The organism is Limosilactobacillus difficilis, assembly GCF_947387495.1.
Lineage (GTDB): Bacteria > Bacillota > Bacilli > Lactobacillales > Lactobacillaceae > Limosilactobacillus > Limosilactobacillus difficilis.
This window is the reverse complement of record NZ_CANDNU010000061.1, coordinates 1-6967: the sequence shown is the minus strand read 5'-3', so window position 1 is coordinate 6967 and position 6967 is coordinate 1. Positions and strand designations below refer to the sequence as shown.

6 protein-coding genes are annotated in these 6967 nt (G+C 45.1%); 1 reads left to right on the top strand and 5 read right to left on the bottom strand.

What is annotated here, in order from left to right; all coding sequences use genetic code 11:
* Nucleotides 1-144 precede the first annotated feature (144 nt).
* The 5 genes from tig to rpsO form a co-directional block, all read right to left on the bottom strand.
* Entirely contained in the window at nt 145-1473 is a 1329-nt protein-coding gene (gene tig / locus QOR82_RS08555; protein ID WP_283584330.1) for a trigger factor, read from the bottom strand.
* A 183-nt stretch (nt 1474-1656) separates the two neighbouring features.
* Nucleotides 1657-2847, bottom strand: a complete 1191-nt coding sequence (gene tuf, locus QOR82_RS08550; RefSeq protein ID WP_283584329.1) for an elongation factor Tu — start codon at nt 2845-2847, stop codon at nt 1657-1659.
* A 192-nt stretch (nt 2848-3039) separates the two neighbouring features.
* A complete protein-coding gene (locus QOR82_RS08545) occupies nt 3040-3942 on the bottom strand; it encodes a hypothetical protein (protein ID WP_283584328.1) in 903 nt (300 codons plus the stop codon).
* Between the two features lie 144 nt (nt 3943-4086).
* Nucleotides 4087-5901, bottom strand: coding sequence for a ribonuclease J (locus QOR82_RS08540; protein WP_283584327.1), 1815 nt, complete (start codon nt 5899-5901; stop codon nt 4087-4089).
* A gap of 167 nt (nt 5902-6068) precedes the next feature.
* Entirely contained in the window at nt 6069-6338 is a 270-nt protein-coding gene (gene rpsO / locus QOR82_RS08535) for a 30S ribosomal protein S15 (protein WP_283584326.1), read from the bottom strand.
* A 245-nt stretch (nt 6339-6583) separates the two neighbouring features.
* Here rpsO and rpsT point away from each other — a divergent pair, with 245 nt between their 5' ends.
* Nucleotides 6584-6838 carry a 30S ribosomal protein S20 gene (rpsT, locus tag QOR82_RS08530; RefSeq protein ID WP_283584325.1) on the top strand — a complete coding sequence of 85 codons (255 nt, stop codon included), beginning with the start codon at nt 6584-6586 and terminating at the stop codon, nt 6836-6838.
* Nucleotides 6839-6967: the final 129 nt, after the last annotated feature.

The following is a 6967-nucleotide window of genomic DNA, read 5'->3' as shown; positions in this document are numbered from 1 at the left end:
GATTTGGTCATTAAACTAATTCTACCCGTTATGGGTTATTTTTTTAATTTATGTTGCACTTGAATTGTAAATTCTCACCACAAAAAAAGAGTTGGCTGACGATTATCATCAGCACAACTCTTTGATTGGCGATCTGAACAATAATTACTTGTCGCTGTTCTTGTCGTCATCTTTCTTAGCCTTTGGTTCCAGTTCTTGCTTAGCAGAATCCGCAACCAAGTCAACGGCCTTCTTGATTTCAATATCGTGAGACAGCATATCAGTGGAGAGAACCTTCTTGACCTGGTCTTCATCCATCTGGTATTGCTTAGCCAGATCTTTGATTTCCTTGTCAATGTCATCTTGACTTGCGCTCAAGTCGGCATCCTTAACGATAGCCTCCAGCACCAGGTTCGTCTTAACCCGGTGTTCAGCATCGTTAGCAAATTGCTTGCGCAGAGCATCCTCGCTGGTTCCAGTCATCTGGAAGTAAAGCTTTGGACTGATCCCCTGTTGTTGCATCCCAGCCAGGTATTGTTGCATCTGCCGGTCAGTATCATCCTTCTTCATTTGTTCAGGAATATCACCGATCGTGGCATTTTCAACAGCCTTGTCAAGAGCTTCTTCTTCGACGTCGGAACGAATGTCGTCATCCTTCTGCTTTTGCAGTTGATCACGTGTCTTCTTCTTCAATTCGTCAAGGGTGTCAACATCTTCGTCGACGTCTTTGGCAAAGTCGTCATCAAGCTTTGGCAGTTGCTTTTCCTTGACTTCGTGAATCGTAACGGCAAAGTTAGCATCTTTACCAGCTAATTCCTTAGCATGGTAGTCCTTTGGGAAGGTAACCTTAACGTCAACCTTGTCATCAGCCTTGTGGCCAACCAATTGGTCTTCAAAGCCTGGAATGAAGGAGTTGGAGCCTAATTCCAGTGAGTAGTTGTCGGCACTGCCGCCGTCAAACTTCTTGCCATCAATCGTCCCAACGTAATCAATCACAACCGTGTCGCCCTTGTCAGCAGGTTTGTCTTCCTTCAAAACAAGTTCAGCTTGTTGTTGACGCTTATTTTCAATTTCACTGTCAACGTCGGCATCGGAAACCGTGTTGTCATGCTTGGTAATGGCAAGGCCCTTGTAGTCACCAAGTTTAACGTCAGGCTTGATGTTAACCGTAGCAGTCATAACCCACGGCTTGCCTTTTTCCATGCTTTCAATCCCAATTTCTGGTTGAGAAACTGGTTCGATCTTGGTGTCCTTGACTGCGGCTTCGTATGCATCAGGCAAAACCTTGTTGAGGGCATCCTGATACAATGATTCTTCACCATACATTTGGTTAAAGATTTGCCGCGGAACGTGCCCCTTCCGGAAGCCAGGTACCGTAATCTTCTTCTTCGTTTCTTGGAAGGCGTCGTCAATCCCTTTTTGGACAGTCTTGACGTCAATCTCAAAAGTCAGCTTACCGCGACTCTTGTCGTCTTCGCGTTCCCATTTTGCCATGTGAATTTCCTCCAAATTAAAATATCGTTTTGACAGATGTCTGTAAAAAGATTCACAGACTTCCACATACTTTAATAGTCTACCTTAGAAACACTGCTTTTTCAAGCGATTTCCGTCTGATCGGATAAACAAAAAAGGCTTGGTAAGCACCAAGCCCTTTTTATGATTAACTATTAATACTGATTAGTCCAGAACTTCTGAAACAACACCAGCACCAACAGTATGGCCACCTTCACGGATAGTGAACTTCAGACCCTTTTCAAGGGCAACTGGCTTCTGCAGTTCAACAGTAAAGGTAACGTTGTCACCAGGCATAACCATTTCAACGCCGTCTGGCAGTTCAATGGTACCAGTAACGTCAGTAGTGTGGAAGTAGAATTGTGGACGGTAGTTTGAGAAGAATGGAGTGTGACGGCCCCCTTCTTCCTTGGTCATAACATAAACTTCGCCCTTGAACTTCTTGTGAGTTTGGATTGAACCAGGTTCAGCCAGAACTTGACCACGTTCAACTTGGTCGTGGTTGATACCACGAAGAAGAATACCAACGTTGTCCCCAGCTTCACCAAGGTCCAGAGTCTTGTGGAACATTTCCAGACCAGTTACAGTTGACTTCAGAACATCTTCAGTCAAACCAACGATTTCAACTTCGTCACCGATCTTAACAGTACCACGGTCGATACGACCAGAAGCAACAGTCCCACGACCAGTGATAGTGAAGACGTCTTCGACAGGCATCATGAATGGCTTGTCAGTAGGACGCTTTGGAGTTGGAATGTAGTCGTCAACAACATCCATCAAGTGAAGAACAACCTTTTCCTGTTCTGGGTCGCCCTGCAGAGCCTTCAGAGCTGAACCGCGGATAACAGGAACATCGTCACCAGGGAAACCGTATTCGGACAGCAGGTCCCGAACTTCCATTTCAACAAGGTCGATCAATTCGTCATCGTCAACCAGGTCGCACTTGTTAAGGAAAACAACGATGTATTCAACACCAACTTGACGAGCAAGCAGAATGTGTTCACGAGTTTGTGGCATAGGACCATCATCAGCGGCAACAACAAGGATGGCACCATCCATTTGTGCAGCACCAGTGATCATGTTCTTAACGTAGTCCGCGTGACCAGGAGCGTCCATGTGTGCGTAGTGGCGCTTCTTAGTTTCGTATTCAACGTGGGCCGTGTTGATGGTGATACCACGTTCCTTTTCTTCTGGAGCAGCGTCGATATCAGCAAACTTTTCTTCCTTTGCCAGACCCTGCTTAGCCAGAACCTTGGTGATAGCTGCAGTCAGCGTAGTCTTACCGTGGTCAACGTGGCCAATAGTACCAATGTTAACGTGCGGCTTAGTACGTTCATAATGTTCTTTTTCAGCCATTAAGAAACCCTCCAAAAAAATGTTTCAAGAATTATGCCAGTCAGTAGAAACTACCAACTGACACACCTTTAAATTTATTATACTACTTTGCAGCCTAGAATAAAAGAAGCAATTCTAGGTCCCAAAGAATTCTCACTTATAATATCAGCTCGCCTGAACTTTGTAAATAAATTTACTCAAAAAAGCGACAATTTAGTGAGAAATTCGTGTGACCAAACGATTGATCCGCCGCTGCCAACGCAATGCTTTCTCTACCCCTTCGTCTCTTTGAACCATGTTTCCGCTGCTCGTTAGTGCCGAAAGCCAGCTCTTCGGTTCATCAATTGCCAGACTGAGGAAGGGATAGAGGTAGATAAACTGCAAATTCAATTCGCGTGAAATAGTCTGGTAAGATACCGGGTCTTTATCCCGGTAGCGCGTTTCGACCATTTGCCGCAGCTGTTGAACAACCGGCAGTGAGTCAATCGGCTGGAGCTGTGCCAGATTCAGTTCGTGTTCCTGCTCATCCAGCCAGTAAACTTTAGCCTGCCGTTCAATTTTTAACGGCTGCAAAGTTTCTAGAATACTTGAACGAATCAAGGGGTTGGTAAAAGGATCCCGAAGCAAAAAGAGTGCGCCCTTCAAATAATAAGGCAGTGGCAAGCGGCTGGCGGCCAGCAAACGTTGTTGTTGCTCCCGAAATGACTTGTCGCCGAGGTGATAGAATTCCCGCCAGCGAGTCTTGACGCTCGTCATCATCGTTGTCTCAGCCTTTTGCTCCCCTGCCTCGACCAAAGGAAGCAATTGTTCTTGCCATTGCCGAACCATAGCAATTTGCCGCCGAGCAGTCATGAATTGCTGATCAGCAATTTCGACATTGATTAACAGTTCCGCATCTTTTAACGTCTTTAAGTAATCTGCAGCCCGTTCTTCGGCAATCTGGCGAGCTCGTAAATATTGTTGGTCCTGATATTCGGCAAATGTTAATGCAAGGTTAACTCGAAAATCATCTACCTGATTATTTAAACGATCCAGCAGCGCAGCCGCTTCGTGAAATTGCCCTTTTTTAAGTAGTTTACTTCCCTGCTGCCACTGTTCTTTTTGTTTTGTGTCCATTCTCCCCTCCAAAAACTAAAGAAAAGCAGAAAAAAGGCCTCGCTGTAACACAGAAGCACACTTTCCCTCATGATTGCCACTAAACTCATTAAACCAGCAGAGACCGTTGAAAAACACTGTTTTCTCCGGTCTCTGATGCATCATTTATTCTTTTTTAGTTGAATTAGTCTTTGCTTTTGCTCGTTCCTGGTGCTTGCGTCCCCGCCCCCGATGATGTTGACGTTGGCTTTTGCTGCTGGTTTTGGAAACTTCATCTTTAGCAGCCTTTTTGTCGGTTTTGTGGTTCTTATGCTTGGCATGCTGATTAATCTCCATGATCACCGGCAAAATAACCGGGTGCCGTTTGGTATGATCAAAGAGAAAGCGATTCAGCTTATCGCGAACGTCTTGTTTCAAATGAGTCCAATCGAACTCTTTTTCATCCAGGTTCTTTTGGACGACTCGCTCGACAAGCTGGGCGCTTTGTTCCATCAGCTTGTGGTTGGTTTTCACAAACACGAACCCGCGTGACGTAATCTGTGGTTTGGCCACGATCTTCTTCTTTTTCCGATTAATCGTTGCCACAACCACAAAAATCCCATCCTCGGACAAGACTCGCCGGTCACGCAGGACAATGTTGCCGATGTCGCCAACTCCAATTCCATCAATCATCGTGTTGGAAACGTCAATATGTTCACCCAAGTGAAATTCGCCGTGGGCATAACTAAGAACGTCACCCTTATCACAAACAAAAATGTGATCCTTTGGAATTCCGACTTCTTCAGCCAGTTCAGCATGTTTGCTCAACAGACGATACTCCCCTTGAACTGGGATAAAGTACTTTGGCTTCATGAAGTTCAGCATCAACTGCTCATCAGTTTGGTTGGCGTGACCAGACGGATTGAGATCATCGAAGATAAACTTGACGTGCGCACCGGTGCGGTAAAGCATGTCCTTAGTTTTTTGGACTTCAGTCTCCATCGCATAGGAAGGAGTTGTCGTAACAAAGACCGTGTCATTCTTATCAAATTTCAGATGCTTGTCGTTGCCACTAGCCAATTGCTGTAGGGCTTCGATCGGTTCCCCTAGTTTCCCGGTGACAAGAATGATCACCTGGGAAGGTTCAAGCTTTGTAACTTCTTTGAGACTGACTTTGATCCCTTGCGGTTCCTTGAGCTTGCCAAGGTCAACAGCAGTGTCAATGATCTGCTCTAAGTCCTTGCCATAAAGGGCAACTTTGCGGTTAGTAGCAGCAGCGGCATCCATAATCTGTTGGATGCGCACAATATTAGAGGCAACGCTGGCTACCACGATTCGGCCCTCGGTATATGTGAAATTTTGCTTCAAATAAGCGCCAATATCTTTTTCCCGCGTGCTGACGCCAGTGTTGGCGGCCCCCGCAGAATCACTTAGGAGGGCCAGAACTCCCTGACTACCAATTTCAGCTAACCGGGCTAAATCTGTCTTGTACCCCTTGGTAGCAGTTTGGTCAAACTTAAAGTCACCTGTATATACGACGTTGCCTTCGCTGGTTTGGAGAACGATCCCGAGAGTGTCAGGAATTGTGTGGGTCGTTGGGAAGAAGGACACTGTGACACCATCGAAATCGATTTCCGTATCCTCATCAACAACATTGAAATCATCAAATTTCTTGACCTGTTTATTGTTCTTCACAGCTAGCTTGGCCAGGGCAATTGTCATATCCGAGCCGAAAACTGGTACCTGAAAATCCATCAAGAAGTATGGCAGGGCACCGATGGCATCAGCGTGCCCGTGGGTCAGGAAAACACCGGCAATTTTATCAGCCCGGTCCTTCAGGTAAGACCAATCAGGAATCACTACATCAATTCCCATCAAATCATTTTCAGGGTAGCGAAGACCACAATCTAAAATAAAAATCTTGTCATCCACTTCAACGGCATACATGTTTTTGGCATTTTCACGCACGCCGCCAAATGGAATAATCTTAATTTTGCTCATTATCCATCCTTCGTTTCTATTCAGTTTTAACCAATCCCCATGGCGGGATCAGTAAATTTATTTCGAATAAGCAGTTAAAATTATCTTAACACAGTTTCCCACATACTGGCCACTAAGGCAAAACAAAAAGCCTCCTCCCAAAAGGAGAAGGCCCCAATAATGAAATCTTAGCGACGCAAACCCAGACGTTGGATCAATTCACGGTAAGCTGGCAGGTCAGTGCGACGAAGATATGCCAACAGGTTACGACGGTGACCAATTTTCTTCATCAGGCCACGTTGTGAGTGGTAGTCATGCTTGTGTGTCTTCAAGTGATTGTTCAGTTCGTTGATGTCAGCAGTCAAGACAGCAACCTGAACTTGAGTTGAGCCAGTGTCGCCTTCGTGAGTTGCGTATTCCTTAATGATTTCGTTTTTGCGTTCTTTTGAAATAGCCATTGCTATTTTCCCACCTTTCAAAATTTTGCACCTAGTTCTAGGTTAAACGTCGGTGAGGATCGTTAAACCGGGAAGAGGTATGGCCAAATGGCCTCTTAATACAATACACGTTTTGCAAGTCAAATGCAAATAACTTTTTTGATTGCTGCTTCCAATTGATATTGCAATCAGCTGCGGTCTCTAGTATAATGGCAGATGTTGAATTTTGAGGTCAATTAAAATTGACGGTAATGGAGGTGACATTCATGCCAATCATCAAGTCAGCAATTAAGCGTGTTAAGACTAGCGAAAAAGCTGAAGCACGTAACGCTTCACAGCTGAGTGCTATGCGGACTGCTGTTAAGAAGTTCGATAAAGCTAAGGTTGCCGGTGCTGACAACCTTGAAGACTTATACAAGGCTGCTGTTTCAGCAATCGACCATGCCAAGGCTAAGGGTCTGATCAAGGCCAACAAGGCTGCTCGTGACAAATCACGTTTGACGGCACGTTACAACAAGTAACATTTCGTCAATTAAAAGCAAAAGCCATCCGGTTTCCCGGGTGGCTTTTTTCTTTAGGACGAATTGTCAAACTAAGTGCAACGGTTCTTCAAAAAATATCTCAAACGGTGTTTGATAGTTTAATATTTT

Bases quoted from the DNA above. Each gene is read 5' to 3' on its own strand.
- QOR82_RS08545 (WP_283584328.1), bottom strand. From the start codon at position 3,942: ATGGACACAAAACAAAAAGAACAGTGGCAGCAGGGAAGTAAACTACTT.
- tuf (WP_283584329.1), bottom strand. From the start codon at position 2,847: ATGGCTGAAAAAGAACATTATGAACGTACTAAGCCGCACGTTAACATT.
- rpsO (WP_283584326.1), bottom strand. From the start codon at position 6,338: ATGGCTATTTCAAAAGAACGCAAAAACGAAATCATTAAGGAATACGCA.
- rpsT (WP_283584325.1), top strand. From the start codon at position 6,584: ATGCCAATCATCAAGTCAGCAATTAAGCGTGTTAAGACTAGCGAAAAA.
- QOR82_RS08540 (WP_283584327.1), bottom strand. From the start codon at position 5,901: ATGAGCAAAATTAAGATTATTCCATTTGGCGGCGTGCGTGAAAATGCC.
- tig (WP_283584330.1), bottom strand. From the start codon at position 1,473: ATGGCAAAATGGGAACGCGAAGACGACAAGAGTCGCGGTAAGCTGACT.